The organism is Paludibaculum fermentans (genome assembly GCF_015277775.1).
Lineage (GTDB): Bacteria > Acidobacteriota > Terriglobia > Bryobacterales > Bryobacteraceae > Paludibaculum > Paludibaculum fermentans.
On sequence record NZ_CP063849.1, the window covers coordinates 231,717 to 250,588 of the forward strand.

At 62.0% G+C, this 18,872-nt stretch carries 16 protein-coding genes; 14 read left to right on the forward strand and 2 right to left on the reverse strand.

Going from position 1 to position 18,872, the window contains the following annotated elements; all coding sequences use genetic code 11:
- Positions 1 to 121: 121 nt before the first annotated feature.
- The gene (locus IRI77_RS00860) at positions 122 to 2,815 is read left to right on the forward strand and encodes a M16 family metallopeptidase (protein ID WP_228486542.1); all 2,694 of its coding nucleotides are present in this window, start codon (positions 122 to 124) and stop codon (positions 2,813 to 2,815) included.
- Positions 2,815 to 3,330: a YkgJ family cysteine cluster protein gene (locus IRI77_RS00865; RefSeq protein WP_194450207.1), complete on the forward strand. Its 516-nt coding sequence runs from the start codon at positions 2,815 to 2,817 to the stop codon at positions 3,328 to 3,330. The genes IRI77_RS00860 and IRI77_RS00865 overlap by 1 nt, the downstream gene beginning before the upstream one ends.
- A 21-nt stretch (positions 3,331 to 3,351) precedes the next feature.
- Here IRI77_RS00865 and IRI77_RS00870 read toward each other — a convergent pair whose 3' ends face one another.
- Positions 3,352 to 4,296, reverse strand: a complete 945-nt coding sequence (locus tag IRI77_RS00870; RefSeq protein WP_194450208.1) for a PQQ-binding-like beta-propeller repeat protein — start codon at positions 4,294 to 4,296, stop codon at positions 3,352 to 3,354.
- Positions 4,297 to 4,366: 70 nt separating this feature from the next.
- On the opposite strand from IRI77_RS00870, the gene dusB reads away from it, so the two are divergent.
- The 8 genes from dusB to IRI77_RS00910 all read left to right on the forward strand — a co-directional run bounded on the left by dusB (position 4,367) and on the right by IRI77_RS00910 (position 14,276).
- Complete coding sequence (dusB, locus tag IRI77_RS00875; RefSeq protein WP_194450209.1) at positions 4,367 to 5,407, forward strand: tRNA dihydrouridine synthase DusB; 1,041 nt, start codon at positions 4,367 to 4,369, stop codon at positions 5,405 to 5,407.
- Between the two features lie 12 nt (positions 5,408 to 5,419).
- Positions 5,420 to 5,860, forward strand: a complete 441-nt coding sequence (rnhA, locus tag IRI77_RS00880; RefSeq protein WP_194450210.1) for a ribonuclease HI — start codon at positions 5,420 to 5,422, stop codon at positions 5,858 to 5,860.
- Between the two features lie 88 nt (positions 5,861 to 5,948).
- On the forward strand, positions 5,949 to 6,515 hold the full coding sequence (gene nadD, locus IRI77_RS00885; RefSeq protein WP_194450211.1) for a nicotinate-nucleotide adenylyltransferase: 567 nt from the start codon (positions 5,949 to 5,951) through the stop codon (positions 6,513 to 6,515).
- Positions 6,515 to 7,963, forward strand: a complete 1,449-nt coding sequence (locus IRI77_RS00890) for a sensor histidine kinase (RefSeq protein ID WP_194450212.1) — start codon at positions 6,515 to 6,517, stop codon at positions 7,961 to 7,963. Before nadD ends, IRI77_RS00890 begins: the two co-directional genes overlap by 1 nt.
- Positions 7,964 to 8,040: 77 nt before the next feature.
- Positions 8,041 to 8,748 (forward strand): response regulator transcription factor, encoded by a 708-nt coding sequence (locus IRI77_RS00895; protein ID WP_194450213.1) that lies wholly within the window; start codon positions 8,041 to 8,043, stop codon positions 8,746 to 8,748.
- A gap of 399 nt (positions 8,749 to 9,147) precedes the next feature.
- Entirely contained in the window at positions 9,148 to 11,907 is a 2,760-nt protein-coding gene (locus IRI77_RS00900; protein WP_194450214.1) for a TonB-dependent receptor domain-containing protein, read from the forward strand.
- 32 nt (positions 11,908 to 11,939) lie between these two features.
- Positions 11,940 to 13,766, forward strand: a complete 1,827-nt coding sequence (locus tag IRI77_RS00905) for a hypothetical protein (protein WP_194450215.1) — start codon at positions 11,940 to 11,942, stop codon at positions 13,764 to 13,766.
- Between the two features lie 48 nt (positions 13,767 to 13,814).
- On the forward strand, positions 13,815 to 14,276 hold the full coding sequence (locus tag IRI77_RS00910; protein WP_194450216.1) for a hypothetical protein: 462 nt from the start codon (positions 13,815 to 13,817) through the stop codon (positions 14,274 to 14,276).
- Here IRI77_RS00910 and IRI77_RS00915 read toward each other — a convergent pair.
- Positions 14,273 to 15,292, reverse strand: coding sequence for a VWA domain-containing protein (locus IRI77_RS00915; protein WP_194450217.1), 1,020 nt, complete (start codon positions 15,290 to 15,292; stop codon positions 14,273 to 14,275). The two genes, IRI77_RS00910 and IRI77_RS00915, sit on opposite strands and share 4 nt — an antisense overlap.
- Before the next feature lie 59 nt (positions 15,293 to 15,351).
- Here IRI77_RS00915 and IRI77_RS00920 point away from each other — a divergent pair, with 59 nt between their 5' ends.
- The 4 genes from IRI77_RS00920 to nrfD all read left to right on the forward strand — a co-directional run bounded on the left by IRI77_RS00920 (position 15,352) and on the right by nrfD (position 18,868).
- Positions 15,352 to 15,957 (forward strand): DNA-3-methyladenine glycosylase family protein, encoded by a 606-nt coding sequence (locus tag IRI77_RS00920; protein ID WP_194450218.1) that lies wholly within the window; start codon positions 15,352 to 15,354, stop codon positions 15,955 to 15,957.
- Positions 15,958 to 16,203: 246 nt separating this feature from the next.
- A complete protein-coding gene (locus tag IRI77_RS00925) occupies positions 16,204 to 16,872 on the forward strand; it encodes a glycine cleavage system protein H (RefSeq protein ID WP_194450219.1) in 669 nt (222 codons plus the stop codon).
- Between the two features lie 77 nt (positions 16,873 to 16,949).
- On the forward strand, positions 16,950 to 17,693 hold the full coding sequence (locus tag IRI77_RS00930) for a 4Fe-4S dicluster domain-containing protein (RefSeq protein ID WP_194450220.1): 744 nt from the start codon (positions 16,950 to 16,952) through the stop codon (positions 17,691 to 17,693).
- Positions 17,690 to 18,868 carry an NrfD/PsrC family molybdoenzyme membrane anchor subunit gene (gene nrfD, locus IRI77_RS00935; protein ID WP_194450221.1) on the forward strand — a complete coding sequence of 393 codons (1,179 nt, stop codon included), beginning with the start codon at positions 17,690 to 17,692 and terminating at the stop codon, positions 18,866 to 18,868. Before IRI77_RS00930 ends, nrfD begins: the two co-directional genes overlap by 4 nt.
- Positions 18,869 to 18,872 lie beyond the last annotated feature (4 nt).

Consider the following 18,872-nt stretch of genomic DNA (forward strand, 5'->3'; position numbering starts at 1 on the left):
CCATTGCGGGATGGAGCACTTGGCCAGGGTGCTAGCATCGTTAGATCACGTCATGTTTCACCGCAACCTGACCCCCGCCCGGGCCACGCGACCCATGTTGGCCCTATTTCTTGCTGTTTCGATGTTGTCTGCCACCGCGTCAGCGCAAGCGCTGCCGCAGGGCGTGCAGAAGGTGACGAGCGTCGAAGGAATCACGGAGTACCGCCTGAACAACGGGCTGAGAGTGCTTCTTTTTCCGGATCCGACGAAATCGAATATCACCGTGAATATCACCTATCTGGTGGGGTCGCGGCACGAGGATTACGGGGAGACGGGCATGGCGCACCTGCTCGAGCACCTGATGTTCAAGGGCTCGACGAACCACCCGAATGTTCCGAAGGAGCTGCAGGATCACGGCGCGCGTCCCAATGGGACCACGTGGTTCGATCGCACGAACTACTTCGAGACGTTCAACGCCACGGATGAGAATCTGCTGTGGGCGCTGTCCCTGGAAGCGGACCGCATGGTGAACTCCTTCATCGCCAAGAAGGACCTGGACAGCGAAATGACGGTGGTGCGGAACGAGTTTGAATCGGGCGAGAACGATCCGGACTCGATTCTGGAAGAGCGCGTGATGTCGACGGCGTACCTGTGGCACAACTACGGGAAGTCGACGATTGGCGCGCGTTCAGACCTGGAACAGGTGCCGATCGAGCGACTGCAGGCGTTCTGGAAGCACTTCTACCAGCCGGACAACGCGGTGCTGGTGGTGGCGGGCAAGTTTGACGAAGCGAAGACGCTGACCCTGGTCGAGAAGCTCTACGGGCCGATTCCGAAGCCGGCGCGGCAGTTGCGCCGGACCTATACGGCTGAGCCGACACAGGATGGTGAGCGCTCCGTGACGCTGCGCCGCGTGGGCGATGTGCAGGCCGTGGCTGCCGTGTGGCACATTCCGCCGGGCTCGCATGAAGAGTTTGCGCCGATGGAGATGGCCGGCCGGATCCTGGGTGATGCGCCCTCGGGCCGCCTGTACAAGGCGCTGGTGGAGACCAAGAAGGCCGCGAGCATCAGCACGAGCGAGTATCAGTTGAAGGATCCGGGCGTCTTCATCGCGCACGCTTCCGTGCGGACGGAGAGTTCGCTGGCCGATGCGCGCAAAACGCTGCTGGATACCGTTGACGAGGTGAAGACGAAGCCCTTCACGAAGGAAGAGCTGGAACGGGTGCGCGCCAACTGGCTGAAGAATTTCGACCTGGCGCTGAACAACTCCGCGGCCATTGCGCTGCAGCTTTCCGAATGGCAGGGCATGGGCGACTGGCGGCTTCTGTTCCTGCATCGCGACCGGATCAAGAAGGTCACGCTGGAGCAGGTGCAGAAGGCGGCGGAGAAGTACCTGATCGCGTCGAACCGGACGGTGGGCGAGTTCATTCCCGACAAGGCGCCGTTACGCGCCGAGATCCCGACCGCGCCCGATGTGACGGCGCTGGTGAAGGATTACAAGGGTGAGGCCGTTGTGAGCCAGGGCGAGTCGTTTGACGCGTCTCCGGAGAACATCGACAAGCGGACGATCCGCGGCGACCTGAAGGGCGGCATCAAGCTGTCATTCATCAACAAGAAGACGCGCGGCAACCAGGTGGTGGCGACGCTGAGCCTGCATTTCGGCGATGAAAACAACCTCAAGGGCAAGGACTTCGCCGCCGGATTCGCGGGGCAGATGCTGATGCGCGGTACGGCCAAGCACACGCGGCAGCAGATCAAGGACGAGTTCGACCGGCTGAAGGCGAGCGTGAGTGTGGGCGGCAGCGAAACCGGGGCCAGTGTCCGCATCACGACGACCAAGGAGAACCTGCAGCCCGTGCTGACGCTGGTGGCCGAACTGCTGAAGGAATCGACTTTCCCGCAGACCGAGTTCGACCAGTTGAAGCAGCAGATGCTGGCACAGTTGGAGCAGTCAAAGAGCGACCCGCAGGCGATTGCCTTTCTCGCGGTGCAGCGCCACCTGAATCCGTATCCGAAGGACGACGTGCGCTACATCCGCACGGTGGACGAGGAGGTCGAGAGTGTGAAGGCGCTGACCCTGGATGAGGTAAAGGCGTTCCACAAGCAGTTCTACGGCGCGTCGCACGGTGAGTTTGTCGTCATCGGCGACTTCGATCCCGAGACCACGCAGAAGCAGGTTTCCGACCTTTTCAATGACTGGAAGAGCCAGCAGAAGTTCGCCCGGGTGAAGAAGGAATACAAGGCTATCGAAGCGGAGAGTGTTGTGTTCGAGACGCCGGACAAGGCGAATGCGATGTTCATCGCCGGCCTGCCGGTGAAGATCAACGACACGAATCCGGACTATCCCGCGATGCTGTTGGGGAATTACATTCTGGGTTCGGGCATGAACTCGCGGCTGTTTGCCCGCATCCGCGGCAAGGAAGGTTTGAGCTACGGCGTCGGTGCTCAGTTTGTCGTGTCTCCGGAAGACGACAGCGGGATATTCATGGCGTTCGCGATCTGCGCTCCGCAGAACGCGGCGAAGGTGGAAGCATCGTTCAAGGACGAAGTCGGATTGATCCTGGCGAAGGGCTACTCGGCCGATGAGGTCGAAGCTGCCAAGAAGAGCCTGCTGCAGGCGCGCCAGGTGAGCCGGGCGAATGACGGCGAACTGGTGTCGCGTTTGGCCGGACAGCGTTTCTACAACCGCACGATGGCCTTCGATTCCGAGATCGAAGCGAAGATCCAAAAACTGACGCTGGCCGACATTCAGGCGGCGATGAAGAAGTATATCGATGTGTCCCGGATGAGCATTTACAAGGCCGGTGACTTCAAGAAGGCCGCGGCTACCAACTAATGATTACTGACCTCGTCCAGATTCGCCGTTTGGGCGAGCAGAAGCGCGGCGAAAACGAGCGTTTTCGCCGCCACATCAAGACGCACAGCTTCGTGGAGCGCCGTCTGCGGCACATTGCCGAAGAGACCGAAGAGGCGATCGACTGCACGACCTGCGCGAACTGCTGCAAGGTCGCGACGGTCACGCTGACGGAGCGCGACGTGACGAAGCTGGCCAAGTTCCTGCGCATCAAGGAAGGCAAGTTCCTGAGGGAGTACACGGAGCAGTCGGAAGAAGAAGGGCTGATCCTGAAGCGCGACGAGGATACGGGTTGCGTGTTCCTCTCGGGTACGGAATGTACGGTGTACGAGGCGCGGCCGGCGACATGTGGTGACTTCCCGCACCTGGTGAGGGGCGCGGGCTCGCTGCAGTCGCGGACCTGGCAGTTCATTGACCGCGCGTGCTATTGCCCGATCGTCTACAACACCCTGGAGAAATGGAAGGTGGAGACGGAGTTTTCTCCGTCCCCGAAATAAGCGGCCGAACGGAACGGCTTGCTAGTCGTCGAGCTTCTCGGTCAGCGTGAGAGGTTCCTTCAAGCGGAAGGTGAGGCGCGTCTCGCTGGGCAGGCTGGCGTCCTTGCCGCGGGTGGCAAGCACTCCGCCGGCACCGGCCGCGCCGCCGACGCCCGCCCCGATGGCCGCGCCCTTGCCGCCTCCGGCAATGGCTCCGATGGCCGCTCCGATGCCGGCGGCGACACCGGCCTTGGCCATGTCACCTTTCACTCCGCTTTCGGCTTCCTTGCGGAAAGAGTCGGTTTTCACGGCGACCTTCTGGCCATCGGCCGTGCTGAGTTCGGTCAATTCCACGGCCAGAGCCGCGCGGCCCTTGACGCGCCCGGCCCGGTCCAATTCCACGACACGGCCGCGCTGAGAAGAGCCGCGTTCCGCGATCACGAAGCCATCGACGACCAGCGGCTGGTCGAGCGTAGCGGTGAAGTTCTGGCCATCCTGGCTGTTCTTCGTGCTGAGCTCTTCGCGCAGGCGGACGGTGATCATCGTGCCGGCGGGCACGGTGACACTATGCGGCTGGCGCGGGGCGGGCTTCGGTTCCGGCCTCATCGCCGGAGGAGCGGCCACTGGCTTTTCCATGGGGGGCGGCTCGGGGTTAGTGACGACCGGAGGCGGCACGGCGGCGGGCCGGGGCTGTTCCTGGACACCGGGGGGTGGGACTGGCGGATCGTACTTCGCGACGGCTACCGGCCTGGACTGGGTTTTGGCGGGCTTCGCCACCGGTTTCGGCTTCACCGGTTCCTGCTGGGGCGGGGCGGGTTCCGGGGCGGGCGGGGGCGTTGGCTCCGCTACCGCCGGGGTGGGTGTGGGGGCTGGCGCGGCGACACTCACGGGCACCGGCTCCGGAGCGCGATTCTTCATCGCAATGTACACTACGCCGCCTGTCAGCAGCACACCTAATCCAAAGGCCACTATCAACTTCTGGAACATCGTCTCGTCCTCTCAATTGTTTGAACGCGGCCCGCGCGAGCCGCGTTTCAACCCCGATACAATGGTAGAGATGGCAAACTTCCCCGCAGCCTACAAGGTCGGGCCTGTCGAGATCCGTCCGGCAACCGTGCTGGCGCCGATGGCCGGAGTAACGGATACTGTATTTCGCCGGCTGATCCGGAACCAGGGTGGCTGCGGCCTGATCATGACCGAGTTCACCAGCTCACACGGCGTGGTGGCCAGCGGCCGTCATCCCAACCGTAAATCCATCAAGAGCTTCCACTACCTCTATTTTGAACCCGAAGAGCACCCGATCAGTGCGCAATTGTTCGGGTCCGACCCGGAAATCATGTCTGAAGCGGCTAAGGTCTGTCAAGACAATGGTTTCGATGCCGTCGATATCAACTTTGGGTGCCCGGTGAAGAAGGTGGTGACGTGCAATGGCGGCTCCGGCCTGCTGAGGAACCTGCCGCTAGTGGAAGAGCTGCTGAAGCGGGTGCGGTCGTCCATCAGCATTCCCCTGACGATGAAGTTCCGCGCGGGCTGGAATGACAAGGAACTGGTCCACGTCCAGATGGCGAAGCTGGCCGAGGACAACGGAGTGGCGGCGATTGCTCTGCACCCGCGTACGCGCGAGCAGGGCTACAGCGGACGCGCCGACTGGACGCGCATCGCGGAAGTGAAGGATGCGGTGAAGATTCCGGTGATCGGCAACGGCGACATCACGACGCCGGAGGATGCGATCCGGATGGTGCGGGAGACGGGCTGCGACGCCGTGATGATCGGCCGGGCGGCCTCCTCGAATCCGTGGATCTTCCGCCAGATTGCGGAGTATCTGGAAGGCAAGCCGTACTTTCAGCCGACGGAGCACGACCGCTGGCAGATGATGCATACCTACTACACCATGCTGCTGACGAAGCGCAGCCTGGATGCGGTGGGCAAGATGAAGCAGTTCGCCACTTACTTCACGCACGGGGTGCGGAACGGCGCGAAGCTGCGGACGGCGATCTATCAGTCGCGGGAAGCGTCGGAGATCCTCTCTCTCGTGAATCAGTTTTTTGAGCGTGAACTCACCAGCCCGGACGAGAAGCTGGCGACGGTGTTGTTGTAGTTGTTGGGCTCCATGAAGAAAGTACAGGCGATTACAGACGGATCGTGCCTGGGCAATCCCGGGCGTGGCGGTTGGGCGTGCATCCTGCGGTACGGCGGGCACACCAAAGAGATGTACGGCAGTGAGCGGGAGACGACGAACAACCGCATGGAACTGACCGCGGCGATCCAGGCCCTGGCCGCGCTGCGCGAAGCCTGCGAGGTGGAGATCGTCACCGACTCACAGTATGTGAAGAACGGCATCCAAACATGGATGGCGGGCTGGAAGCGGAACGGCTGGAAGACCGCCGCCAAGAAGCCGGTGATGAACCAGGATCTTTGGGTGGAGCTCGACGAGCAGGTGCAGCGGCACAAGACCGACTGGGTGTGGACCAAGGGCCACGCCAATCACGCCGACAACAACCGCTGCGACGAACTGGCGCGCATGGCTGCCGAGAATCAGAGTTCGTCCTAGGCTCCGCGCCAGCGCAAGAGGCTGATTTCCAGCGAAGATAGAGGGACCTGCGCTATCCAGCGCGGCTCGCAGAAGAAAGACTATCGGTTTGAAAGTAGCTATTTTTGGTGGGACCTTCGACCCCATCCACAACGCCCATCTCCGCGTGGCCCGCGAAGCGGCCGATCGGCTCTCGCTGGACCGGGTTTTGCTTGTCCCCTCCGCGAATCCGCCGCACAAGCCGTCTGGCACGACCACCGCATATGAGGATCGCTTCCGCATGGTGGAGCTGGCCTGCGCGGCCGATGCGCGCTTCGAGCCATCGCGGCTGGAAGAGGGGCAGGGCAAGAGCTATTCCATCGACACCATTGAACGTGTGAAGGCGCGGCTGAGCCCGTCGGACCAACTCTACTTCCTCATAGGCGCCGATGCCTTCGCCGAGATCGGATCGTGGCACCGGTCGGCCGAGGTGCTGGGCGCGGTGGAGTTCATTGTCGTCTCGCGGCCCGGGTATGCTTACCCCATTCCGCCCGGCGCTCGCGTCAGAGGACTGGAAACTTTGGCGCTTGTCATCTCATCGTCAGAAATCAGGCGCAAACTGGATAGTGGCGAACCAGTGGAAGAGCTGCCGGATCCGGTCCTGCGCTACATCCGCGATCACGGCCTCTACCAATAATGACTGCCCGCATCTTTCTCAAGCTCATTGCCAGCGTCCTGTTGATCATGGTGATCGTCCTGACGGCGGTCGACTTCCTGGCCTCGGAATTGACCGAGAAGGCGTACATCCAGGGGCTGACCCTCGAGATGGAAGAGAAGATGAAGATGCTGGGTGTGATCGGCCAGCAGAAACTGCTGGAGGTCTCTCCGTCGAACATCCGGGCGCTGGCGGCCGCGGCGGGCGGGCGTTTGACGATCATCGCCCCTGACGGGCGCGTGATTCTCGACTCTGAGGCTGATCCGGCGCGCATGGAGAACCACGGCCACCGGCCCGAGGTCCAGGCGGCGCTGCAGGGGCGGATGGGCAACTCCCTGCGGCAGAGCCCCACCATGGGGATCAACTTCCTGTATGTGGCCGGACCCGTTCCGGCCGGCGCGGCCCGACTGGCGGTGCCCCTGCGGGAAGTGCGGTCGCAGGTATCGAAGATCCGCACTCGCGTGATGCTGTACATGGCGCTGGCCTTCCTGCCCGCCATCCTCGTGGCCGGGTTCATCGCCCGGTATTTCTCTTCGCGGCTGGGCGCCATCATCGACTACGCTTCGACGCTCGCCACCGGAGACTTTAAGGTCCGCCTGAAGCACACGGGCAACGATGAGCTGGGTACGCTGGCAAAGCAATTGAACGAGACCGGCGCAAAGCTCGAGAAGGTGTTCGACGAGCTGCACCGTGAGCACGTGGAGCTCGAGAAGGTGGAGCGGATCCGCAAAGACTTCGTGATCAACGTGAGCCACGAACTGCGGACGCCCCTGGCCTCGATTCAAGGTTATACCGAGACGCTGCTGGAAGGCGCGATTCACGACGACCAGAACAACGTGCGCTTCCTGCACATCATCCGGCAGAACGCTGAGCGCCTGGGCCGCCTCACCGGCGATCTGCTGACGCTGTCGCGCATCGAGATGAAGTCGCAGCGCTTCCAGTTCGCGTCCTACTATGTGAACCCGCTGCTGAAGGACTGCATCGAGTCACTGGAACCCGTGGCCGCCAAGAAGCGCATCAGCCTGCACCTGGTGCCGGCGCCGGACCGCACCGAGGCCTTCTGTGACTCCGAAGCGGTCCACCAGATGATGTCGAACCTGCTGGACAACGCCATCAAGTACACGCCGGAGGACGGCCGGATCACCGTGACGGCCGAGTGCCTGAACGATTTCGTGCGGGTGGGCGTCAGCGATACCGGCATCGGTATCCCCCACGAAGACCTGCCCCGGCTGTTCGAGCGTTTCTATCGCGTCGACAAGGCCCGTTCGCGCGAACTGGGCGGCACGGGACTGGGGCTCGCGATCGTCAAGCACCTGGCGCGCTCGCAGGGCGGCGACGTCGGCGTGGAGAGTGTCCTGGGGCAGGGGACCACTTTCTGGTTCACACTGCCGACAAACGACCTGGGCCTCTCGGAACAAGAGGCGCTTTAACTTCAATTCACGCTACTGTAATCTGAATGTAACAGTAGGCGCGTTATTACTGGAGTTGACAATCTGGCCACATCCCCATGAAAAAAATCCTGCTGATTGAAGACGACTCCGACCTCTTCGCACTGCTCAAGTACAACCTGGAGAAGGAAGGTTTCCAAATGGTGGGCGCGCAGACTGGCCGTGGGGCCGTCGATCTTTGCCGCCGCGAGCGTCCTGATCTCATCATTCTCGACATCATGCTGCCCGACTCCGATGGCCTGGACATCTGCAAGGGCATCCGCACGCATCCGGAACTCTCCCACATCCCGGTGATCTTCCTGACGGCCCGCGCCTCCGAAACCGACCGCATTGTCGGCCTGGAACTGGGCGCCAACGACTACATCGTCAAACCGTTCTTCGTCCGTGAACTGATTGCGCGCATCAAGATCCAGTTCCGCCAGTTGGCGCAGCCGGTGCGGAAGCTGCAGTCCGGCCCGCTCGACCTCGACCGTTCCGCCTGCCGCGTGAGCCTCAATGGCAATCCGCTTTCGCTGACCGCCACGGAGTTTCGCCTGCTGGAGTTCCTGATGACCCGGCCGGGCGTAGTATTCTCGCGTGAACAGTTGCTGGATGCGGTGTGGGGCCACGACCGCGCCGTGACCGACCGTACGGTGGACGTCTACATCCTGCGGCTGCGCCAGAAGATCGAGGACGACCCCGCCGCTCCGGCTTTCATTCGTTCGGTCCGCGGCTTCGGCTACTCGTTCAACGAAGCGGCCAACCAGCCCGCCGCGGCGATGGTGTAAGAGTCCGCTGACACTGCCTGCGCTGCATACCTGAATCAAGCAATGGGCTGCACGGTAAGTCCTCAAGAGGGGACTTACCGTCTGTCCCTTCCAGTATTCGTCGCTTGCCACGGGCCATCCTCCGTGGAGTATCCAATACAACTCGATGAACCGTCGCCCGCCGGGATTCGCATCCTTTCGCTGAGTGTCCACCCAGATCCCGAATCCGCCAACCATGCCGCCGTGCCGGATGACAAGCCGTGTCGCGGATTGACCGGCTCCGGAGGCCCATTTTACGGGCTTCCAGTGGCCATTTCGGATTCACGCAACTGAAACCATCGTCATCCAACATTTACCGATCTTTCGTCTCTTCTACACCTCTCTTTCGCATGCTGAACAGGTGGCTTGCGCCACTCTGTGATGCTTCGGATTCACCACCTCTCATCTGCGGTCCTCTTCCTCTTCAGCTTTAACCTGTGGGGCCAGACCCAAAAGGGCACTGTCTCGGGGACAGTCTTCGATGCCCAAACCTCCCGCCCCATCGTCGGGGTCAAAATCTATGTCAACGGGCAGACCGGAGACGGCCTGGCGACGGGCACGGACGGCACCTACCGTGTGGAGCTGTCACCCGGCAAATACTCGCTGAAGTTCACCAGCGAGCAGTACCTGGACGTCACGCTGACCGAAGTGAATATCAAGGGCGGCGATGCGGTGGACGGCTCCACCCTGATGACGTCCAAGGGTATGACCACCACGGTGGAGGTATCCGAGAGCGTCAGCGCCGTGACGGCTACGGCGGAAGCGATGCTTTCCGAACGCAAGCTGGCGGCACAAGTGAGCGACTCCATCTCGAACGAGGAGATGAAGAAGTCCACCGCCTCCGATGCCGCCCGCGCGCTGGAGAAGGTCACCGGCGTCTCGGTCGTGGAAGGCGGCTACGTCTATGTTCGCGGCCTGGGCGAGCGCTACTCCGCCACCATGTTGAACAACGCCATGGTGCCCACCACGGAGGCCGAGCGCCGCGTGGTGCCGCTGGATCTCTTCCCGGCGGCCATGATCGACAACATCCGGATTCTGAAGACCTACACGCCCGACCTGCCTGGCGAGTTTTCGGGCGGCCTGGTGCAGATGACGACCGTCGAGTTCCCCGCGCAGAAGACCTTCCAGGTGAGCATGACGATGGGCTTCAACGACCGCACGACGTTCCAGCGCTTCGCCAGTTATCCGGGCGGCTCGCTGGATCAGTTCGGGTTTGACGACGGTTCCCGCGCCATCCCCTCCGCGATTCCCACCAGCCGCCGAGTTTCCATCGGGAGCGACAGCCGCCAGCAACTGGCCGACTACGCGAAGGCGTTCTCGAACAACTGGCAGCCGGTCTATTCCGATTCCGTGCGGCCCTCGCAGTCCTACAGTGTGGTGGGTGGAGGAACCTTTGGCCGGTTCGGAGTGGTGGGCGCGCTCACGTTCACCAACAAGCCGCAGTTCCAGCAGGAGCAGCAGACTTACTATCGCCGCCTGGGCCTCGGCGGCACTATCGCCCCTTATAGCGATTACCCGGACTTCCGCCAGTACGACCAGTTGGCTCGCCTGGGCGGAGTCCTGAATGCGGCCTTTCGCATCACGAACAACCATAAGCTGCTGTTTCGCAACACGCTCACCCGCGACAGCGACAAGGAAGCGCGCGAATTCTCGGGCACCGACAACAACCAGGGGGGCGTCATCTCCTCTGAGCGCCTGCGCTGGGTGGAACGGCGGCTCTTCTCGACGGGCGTCGAAGGGGACCACGCGATGCCCAAGCTGCGCGACCTGCTGCTGAAGTGGCAGTTGACCTTCTCCCAGTCGGGCCGCGACGAACCGGATCTGCGCGAAGTGCTGCGCGCCCAGCAGCCCGATGGCCGCTTCGCCTTTCTGAACTCGGGCGGCTCGGGCCAGCGCTTCTTCGACCAGTTCACCGATAAGATCTACGAGCCCCAGGCCGAAGTGAGCCAGCCTTTCTTCAAAGGCAAGCTGAGCGGGATCTGGAAGGTCGGGTTCCGCGCCACTCTGCGCAACCGCGACTTCGACGCCCGGCGTTTCCGCTTCCAACTGCAGAACCCCCAACAGGTGAATGTCTACGCGGATTCGAACGAGCTGTTTGGGACGGCCAACCTGCGGCCTGGGGCCTTTGAGCTGCGTGAGGAGTCGCGCGGCACCGATCGCTACACCGCCGACATGAAGATCTACGGCGGCTACGGCATGGTGGATTTTGGAATTGGCCCGCGCTGGCGCTTCGTCACCGGGGTGCGTGTGGAAGATGCTGATATCAGCGTCGTCACCAGGGATCCGTTCCAGCCCGGCACGCCCTACATCGCGAACCTGGTCAATCGCGATCCGCTGCCCTCGTTCAATGCGATCTATGCCCTGACGGCCCGGCAGAACCTGCGCTTCACCTACAGTCAAACCGTGTCGCGGCCTGACTTCCGCGAGCTCTCGCCCTTCGAGTTCACCAATGTCCAGGGCGGCTTCAACGTCGCCGGGAATCCGAACCTGAAGCGGGCCAAGATCAATAATTTCGACGCCCGCTGGGAATGGTTCCAGGGTGGCAATCAACTCCTCGCGGCCAGTTTCTTTGTGAAGGACTTCACGGATCCGATTGAGAGCACCGTCCAACCGACCACCGACTTGCGCTCGTCGTTCCTGAATGCGAAAGGCGCCGTGAATCGAGGGGTCGAACTGGAGATGCGCAAGGGGCTGGGCTCGCTCCACTCGCGGCTGCGGGATCTCAACCTGCAGGCCAATTTTACCTTTGTGGATTCCCAGGTGAGCATCCGGCCTGAAGACCAGGGCATCCTCACCTCGCTCAGCCGTCCGCTGGCCGGGCAATCCCGCTACATCTACAACGTCATCACCGAGTGGACGAAGCCCAAGCTGCGTTCGCAGGCGCGCTTCTATGTGAACAGCGTCTCGCGACGCCTGTCCGATGTGGGCGCCATCGGCCTGCCGGATATCTACCAGGAACGCAACGTCTTTCTCGATTTCGTGTATCAGTACGCGCTGGTGGAGAGCGGCCGGGCCTCCATCCGCTTTAATGCAGAGAACCTGGGGGACAACAGGTACCGCTGGACACAGGCGGGCCTTCCCACCCGGCAGTATCAGACCGGCCGGACGTACACCGTCGGCCTGACCTACTCCATTTTCTAGATCCGCACCTCGAAAGGAAGAAGCAGCAATCTATGTTGAAACGATCACTCCTCGTGCTGACCGCCGCCGCTGCAGCACTGCAGGCGGGTAGCCTCGGCAGCTTTACCCGGGTGGACCGCGCCACGGCCGCCGCTCAGGCTGCCTCGACGAACAGCCCTTCGGCCGCGGCCGTCGAGCACTCCAATGTGACCCTGTATGTCTGGGCTGACAAATATGTCTACCAGCCCGGTGAAGCGCTCACACTGAAGATGACGGTCAAGACAAACGACCCGTATCCTTACACGATCGTGGCCTTCCGCCAGAACAACCAGACGGGCAAGAAGACCTTCTTCGGCCCGAACCAGACGAGCGAAACGCCCATCGACGTCTATGGCCGCACCTCGGATCAGGGTTACCAGCCGGTGCGCGTGGCCGACCAGACCCGCAGCGTCGTCGTCGGCGATGGCGGCTGGCTCAACAACACCGCCCTCACGGTGCCCAGCGAACTCGGCATGCACACGCTTACCGTGCAGTTGCGAGACTACACCGGCGGCCGCGTCCTGAAGTCCGCTTACTTCAAGATCGGCGTCGTGGACGGCTTCGTCGATGTCGGAGGCGTCATTGGACAGGACACCACCTGGGTGAATACCAAGGCCTACCGCATCCAGTCCCTGACCCGCGTCGAGAACGCCACCCTCACCATCCAGCCCGGCACGTTCGTGATCGGCATGCCCCGTACGGACGATCCGACGGCGCTGATCATCACGACGAGTGCGAAGATCAATGCCCAGGGCACGCGGTCGCGGCCCATCATCATGACCAGCTCGCAGCCCTTCGGCAACCGTGGCCGGGAAGACTGGGGCGGCCTGGTGATGCTCGGCAAGGCCAAGATCAACGTCACCGGCGGCACCAACTTCATTGAAGGCCTCGACAACCGCCCCTACCTGCAGTATGGCGGCACCGACGACACCCACGATTGCGGCGCCCTCGCCTACGTTCGTGTGGAGTACGCCGGGTCGGTCTTCACGACCAACAACGAGATCAACTCCTTCACCTGGGGCGGCTGCGGCAGCAAGACCGTGGCGCACCACCTGCAGGCCCACTACGGCAAGGACGACACGTTCGAGTGGTTCGGCGGCAACAGCGACCTGAAGTATGCCGTTGGCAGCTACGGCGCCGACGACTACCTCGACTGGCAACTCGGCTGGCGTGGCCGCGTCCAGTATCTGGTCGGCATTCAGCATCCCGGCACCGGCCTCGGAAACCGGGGCATTGAGGCCGACAACAGCGAGTTCGGCGCCACCGATCAGCCCTACTCGGATCCCCAGGTTTGGAATACGACCTTTGTCGGCCCGGGCGTCGCTGCCCAGGACGAGACCACGGGTGACGGCTCGCCCGGTATGTACCTGCGCCGCGGCACGCGCGGTTCAGTGAACAATGCCATCATTACGAACTTCGGCTATCCCGCCGTCATGATCCGTGATGCCCAGACCCAAGCGGAACTGGCCGCCGGCCGCCTCTCGCTCAACGGCATCCTGATGTGGAACAACAACCGCCTGAACCTGTCCCTGCCCAACACGGTGGAGGCCCAGGTGACCCAGAGCAGCCCGGCCGGCACCGATGCCTTGGCCTATGCCAACGATCCGCTCCACAACTTCGTGGCGGCCGATCCGCAGCTCCGCCGGGCCCTGGAATATAGCGATCCCGACCTGCGTCCCGCGATCGGCTCACCCGCGCTCAGCCTGCGCTGGAACGCCCCGCCGGACGACGGCTTCTTCGACCAGTGGGCCAACTTCTGCGGCGCCTTCGATGGCGACAACGACTGGTCTGAGGAATGGACCAGCTTCCTGCGCGACGAAGACATCGCGCCGAAACAGTAACTCCCTGACACGACTTGGGGCCCGGGCCATCGCCTGGGCCCCGTTTTTATGAAGCTACTTGTCGCACTCTTCTGCCTGGCCGCCAGCGCCGGGCCCTCCAATGAAATCGTCGCTCGCGCCGCGGCGTGCACCTTTGGCCCGCGGGCCGGAGTGCAGGCGCGCGTGGAGCAGCACGGCAAGACAACCGTGATTGCCAACTGGATTCAGCCGCTGGACGTGCCTTACTGGACCGTCGACGTCCCGCGCATCGGGCGGTATGCCGTGGAGTTGGTCTACGCAGCCAAGCCCGCGAGCGCGGGTGTCCGGTTCACGGTCACCCTGCAGGGCTACAGCATGGGCATGACCAAGGGCGTAGTCCAAGCCACCAAGGATGAGAAGCTGGAAACCTTCCGCATCGGCGATATGGAGCTCGAGCCCGGACGCCACCGTCTCTTCGTCCAACCTGAGAACAAAGCCGGCCAGCCGGCCATGATGCTGGAACGGGTCCAGCTTCACTGGATTGGGAATTAGCGCTTGGAGGGCTTCTTCAGATCGCCCTCGTCCGGAGCGTAGTAGCCCTTTCTCACCTGGACCTTTTGGTCTTTATTCTTGGAGCGGATCTCCACCTTCCGGAACGTGCCGTCCTTGGACTGATTGGTGGCCACGTAGCCTAAGGCATACTGGCTGCGCATCTCCTGCTGGATCATGTTGTAAATGTCCTCCAGCCGTTCTTTCCGGGAAACACGGAACACACGCCCGCCCGTTTCTTCCGCCATTCGCCGCATGGGCCCTTCGCCGGACGAGCCACCAAACGCCATTGAGGTGTAGCGGGGATCCTCGAACATCACCGAGTAGATGATGGCGTCGGAACGGTGTGCCTCTTCAATCGCCTTCTCAATCTTGACCCGGCTGCCTACGTCGTTGCCGTCGGTGATGACGATGAGTGCCTTGCGGCCGACCTCGCTGCGCAACTTGTCCTTGGCAGCCAGCCATACGGCTTCGTAAAGAACGGTGCCGCGGCCGCTGCCCGGCAGGGGCGAGCCGGTGGGGGACATGCCGCTGACGCCGGCGTTCAGCCGCAATCCGGCCAGGCCCTGGCGCAGCAAGCCCGGGGAGTTGGTGAAATCCTGCAGCAGTTCGCTGTCGACGCCGAAGCTGATGATGAAGGCTTCGTCCTTCTTCCGCAGCACCTGGGCCAGGAACTTGTAGGAGGCGCTGCGTTCCTCCTCGATCAGCGCTCCCTGGCTGCCGCTGACGTCCACCAACAGGCCGATGGTGAGCGGCAGGTCGGTTTCCCGCGTGAAGAACTTGACCTCCTGCGGTTTGCCGTCCTCCAGGACTTCCAGGTCGTCCTTGGCAAGATTGGAGATATACCCGCCCTTCTTGTCCCGGACGCTGAAGAACACGTTCACCAGGTCGACGTCCACCTTGATGACGGGCCCCAGATCTTCCTCGGCCGGCTTGGGCGGTTGCGGTTTCGGCGGCGCCTGGGCGTACAGGCAGGGGAGCAGTGCGACTGCAGCTAGCCAGTGCAATTTCGTCGGCATTGACTTCACCATGACATACTGAGGATGCGCGCCGCGCGCGCCGTGTTACATCTCATCCTATGAAGCAGGCTGTCGAGCACCTGAGGGCGGCGGATCCGAAGCTGGCCGCCTGGATCGAGCAGGTCGGTCCGTGCCAGATCGCATTCCATCCGCCGGAGTTCTCTACACTCGCCCGCTCCATCGTTTTCCAGCAATTGAGCGGGAAAGCCGCCGCGACGATCTACGGCCGGCTGGAGCAGGCCGTGGGCCCGGGCGGTGTCCGGCCGGAAAGTATCCTTAGTATCGAGCCGGAGCAGATGCGGCCGCTGGGCCTGTCCGGGCAGAAGGCCAAGTACCTGCGGTCGCTGGCGGAAAAGACGGTGGATGGCACCATCAACTTCGCTCAACTGCCGTCCATGCCCGACGAAGAAGTCATTGCCCATCTGACCTCGGCCAAGGGCGTGGGCGTCTGGACCGCCCAGATGTTCCTGATGTTCGCGCTCCAGCGGCCGGATGTCCTGCCCTTGGGTGATCTGGGGATCCGGAACGCGATGCAGCGGTTGTACAGGCTTCGAACCCCTCCCTTGCCGGAGCGAATGACTAAGATCGCCCGTCCCTGGCGGCCTTATGCCACTTACGCATGCTGGTATCTGTGGCGAGGGCTCGATGGGGCCGCAAATCTGTAGAGTCCTTCTACAGGTGCCGTTGGATTCTCCCACGTGGTGCTAAACTGCCTCTTATCAGTGCTTTACGCTGCCAATAATTGATTTCAGAGAATCGGGTGTTGAAATACTCAACAAAGACGATTTTGAGCTGTTTTGCTAAGGCTCATGGAATCAATCGGTTACCGGGATTTTTAGTTTGGTCCTCCAACTGCCATATACAAAGTGACCGGCCAAGCCGGCCAGAGAAGCAAAAGAGGATAAACCATCATGACCGTCCTACTCGTAATCGTAACTTTCGCAGTGTTCATCGCTGTTGACATGATTCTGAACCGCAAGCGCGTTCCGGCGCTGGCCATGGCTGAAGAGCCCCAGGCCGCGGCTTCCGCAGTGGATGAGGAAATCCTGAGTGGATTCCGTGTTCCGGCCACCCTCCGTTATCACCCCGGCCACACCTGGCTGCACCGCGAACGTAAGAACGTCCACCGCGTCGGCGCCGACGAGTTTGCCGCCATTCTGGCCGGCCCCGTCGACCGCATTGAACTGCCGAAGCCGGGCCATTGGGTTCGTCAGGGACAGAAGGTGATCTCGCTCTATCGCGGCGAAGACAAGATTGAGATGATCTCGCCCGTCGAAGGCGAAGTCGTGGAAGTGAACGTTGAACTGGCCAACAACCCGCATCTGCTGCGCGAAGACCCCTACGGCCAGGGCTGGCTCATGTCCGTGTTCGCCCCTGACGAAGAAGGCCCCACCCGCAACCTGCTGCCCGCTAACCTGCTTTCGTCCTGGATGAAGGAAGCGGCCGAGGGTTTCTTCGGACTGCAACCGCAACTCGCCGGTGTGACCGCGGCTGACGGCGGCCGCCCGTCGAAAGACGCCACAGCCAATCTTCCTGTCGATGCATGGCACAAGGCCGCCAAACAGTACCTCTTGAGTTAAGTTCGGTTCATTGTAGAAAAATAGAACAATAGACCCGAAAGTCTGATATAGATTAGATAGAGCACCAAGAGGACCAGATGTCCAAGGCCATCCTTTACGACAGCACACTTTGCGTCGGATGCCGGCAGTGCGAAGAAGCCTGCTCGACCCGCTGGAAGCTGCCGTACAACGAGAAGATCGCGGCTGAAGAGAAGATCTCTTCTCACAAGCTGACGACAATCCGCACCTTTGGGGAGAAGTTTTCCCGGAAGCTCTGCATGCACTGTCAGGATCCCGCCTGCGCTTCGGTTTGTCCCGTCGCGGCGTTGCAGAAAACCGCAGCCGGACCCGTCGTTTACGACGAGGACCGCTGCATGGGTTGCCGCTACTGCATGGTAGCGTGCCCGTTCCAGGTGCCCACCTACGAATGGGAAGCCCGGCTGCCCAAGGTTCGCAAATGCGACATGTGTAGTGACCGAGTGCCTGGCGGCGGGGTTACCCGCTGCAGTGAGGCCTGCGCTTACGGCGCGACCATCACCGGCAACCGGGACGAACTGATCGCCGAGGCGCGGAAGCGGATCGCTGACAAACCCAAGGACTACTATCCGAAGATCTACGGGGTGGAGGAAGTGGGCGGAACCTCGGTTCTCATCCTCGCCTCTGTGCCATTCGATCAAATCGGGTACAACACCAAGGTGATTAAGACGGCGCTGCCCGCTCTCACATGGAACGCACTGCAACATGTGCCCGACGTGGTGGTGATGGGCTCGGTTCTGATGGGCGGTATCCACTGGATCTCCCACCGGAAGGAAGAAGTGGCGCGCAAGGAAGGACGGTCATGAACAACGCCCTGCGCACCTATTTCTGGCGTGGCTCGTTTGCCATCATCATGCTGGTGGCGCTTTACGCCACTTTCGTGCGGTTCTATTACGGCCTGGGTGCCTCCACGAATCTGAGCGATCAGTTTCCGTGGGGCATCTGGGTTGGTTTCGACGTCCTTTGCGGCGTCGGGCTGGCTGCCGGCGGTTTCACGCTGGCCGCCATCGTGCATATCTTCAATCTCAAAGCGTATAAGGCAGTGGTCCGGCCCGCGATCCTGACGGCATTCCTCGGTTACCTGCTGGTCACCGTGGCGCTGATGTTCGACCTGGGCCGGCCTTACCGCGTGTGGCACCCGCTGATTATGTGGAACCCGCGGTCAGTGATGTTTGAGGTGGGCTGGTGCGTGACGCTGTACACTTCCGTCCTGTTCCTCGAATTCCTCCCAATGGTTCTCGAGAAGCTGGGCCTGGTGAAAGCGCACAGGGTGCTCAAGAATGTGATGCTGCCCATCATCATCCTGGGTGTCATCCTCTCCACGCTGCATCAGAGCTCGCTCGGCAGCGTGTTCCTGATCCTGCCCACGAAGCTTCACCCGCTGTGGTACTCACCGCTGTTGCCGGTTCTGTTCTACGTCTCGGCCATCGCGACCGGCCTGGCGATGACGATCTTCGAATCCTGGCATAGCGCCAAGGCGTTCGGCCGCCAACTGGAGTTTCCGCTGGTACAGAAGATGACCCGCGTTCTCGCCGTGGTCATCGCCGTCTACCTCACCATGCGCTTTCTGGATCTGTACCACCGCGGCGCACTTTCGACCCTGAACAATCCCGGCTGGGAGCGCTGGCTCTTCGGTCTGGAAATTGTCCTCATGGCCGTACCCATGCTGATGTTCTTCCGCGAACGCACCCGCGAGAACCCGCAGGCGATCTACGTCGGCACGGTTCTGTTCCTCCTGGGTTTCGTGACGCACCGGTTGAACGTCAGTGTCACCGGCCTGGAAGCCTCTTCCGGAGTGCACTATGTGCCCAAGTGGACCGAGATTTCGGTCACCCTGGCCATGGTCGCCTTCGGGTTCTTCGTCTTCCGCATGGCGGCTCACTACCTGCCCGTGTTCGAAGCCGAAGAGCACCAGCCAGTGCCTGAAGTTCCCGTGCTGGAAGACCGCGCCTACGCGCATTCACTCGCCCGGGGAGACTGAGACC

Coding starts and splice junctions, on each gene's coding strand:
- IRI77_RS00860 (WP_228486542.1), top strand. CDS start 122: ATGTTGTCTGCCACCGCGTCAGCGCAAGCGCTGCCGCAGGGCGTGCAG.
- IRI77_RS00865 (WP_194450207.1), top strand. CDS start 2,815: ATGATTACTGACCTCGTCCAGATTCGCCGTTTGGGCGAGCAGAAGCGC.
- IRI77_RS00870 (WP_194450208.1), bottom strand. CDS start 4,296: ATGTTCCAGAAGTTGATAGTGGCCTTTGGATTAGGTGTGCTGCTGACA.
- dusB (WP_194450209.1), top strand. CDS start 4,367: ATGGCAAACTTCCCCGCAGCCTACAAGGTCGGGCCTGTCGAGATCCGT.
- rnhA (WP_194450210.1), top strand. CDS start 5,420: ATGAAGAAAGTACAGGCGATTACAGACGGATCGTGCCTGGGCAATCCC.
- IRI77_RS00890 (WP_194450212.1), top strand. CDS start 6,515: ATGACTGCCCGCATCTTTCTCAAGCTCATTGCCAGCGTCCTGTTGATC.
- IRI77_RS00895 (WP_194450213.1), top strand. CDS start 8,041: ATGAAAAAAATCCTGCTGATTGAAGACGACTCCGACCTCTTCGCACTG.
- IRI77_RS00900 (WP_194450214.1), top strand. CDS start 9,148: ATGCTTCGGATTCACCACCTCTCATCTGCGGTCCTCTTCCTCTTCAGC.
- IRI77_RS00905 (WP_194450215.1), top strand. CDS start 11,940: ATGTTGAAACGATCACTCCTCGTGCTGACCGCCGCCGCTGCAGCACTG.
- IRI77_RS00910 (WP_194450216.1), top strand. CDS start 13,815: ATGAAGCTACTTGTCGCACTCTTCTGCCTGGCCGCCAGCGCCGGGCCC.
- IRI77_RS00915 (WP_194450217.1), bottom strand. CDS start 15,292: ATGCCGACGAAATTGCACTGGCTAGCTGCAGTCGCACTGCTCCCCTGC.
- IRI77_RS00920 (WP_194450218.1), top strand. CDS start 15,352: ATGAAGCAGGCTGTCGAGCACCTGAGGGCGGCGGATCCGAAGCTGGCC.
- IRI77_RS00925 (WP_194450219.1), top strand. CDS start 16,204: ATGACCGTCCTACTCGTAATCGTAACTTTCGCAGTGTTCATCGCTGTT.
- IRI77_RS00930 (WP_194450220.1), top strand. CDS start 16,950: ATGTCCAAGGCCATCCTTTACGACAGCACACTTTGCGTCGGATGCCGG.
- nrfD (WP_194450221.1), top strand. CDS start 17,690: ATGAACAACGCCCTGCGCACCTATTTCTGGCGTGGCTCGTTTGCCATC.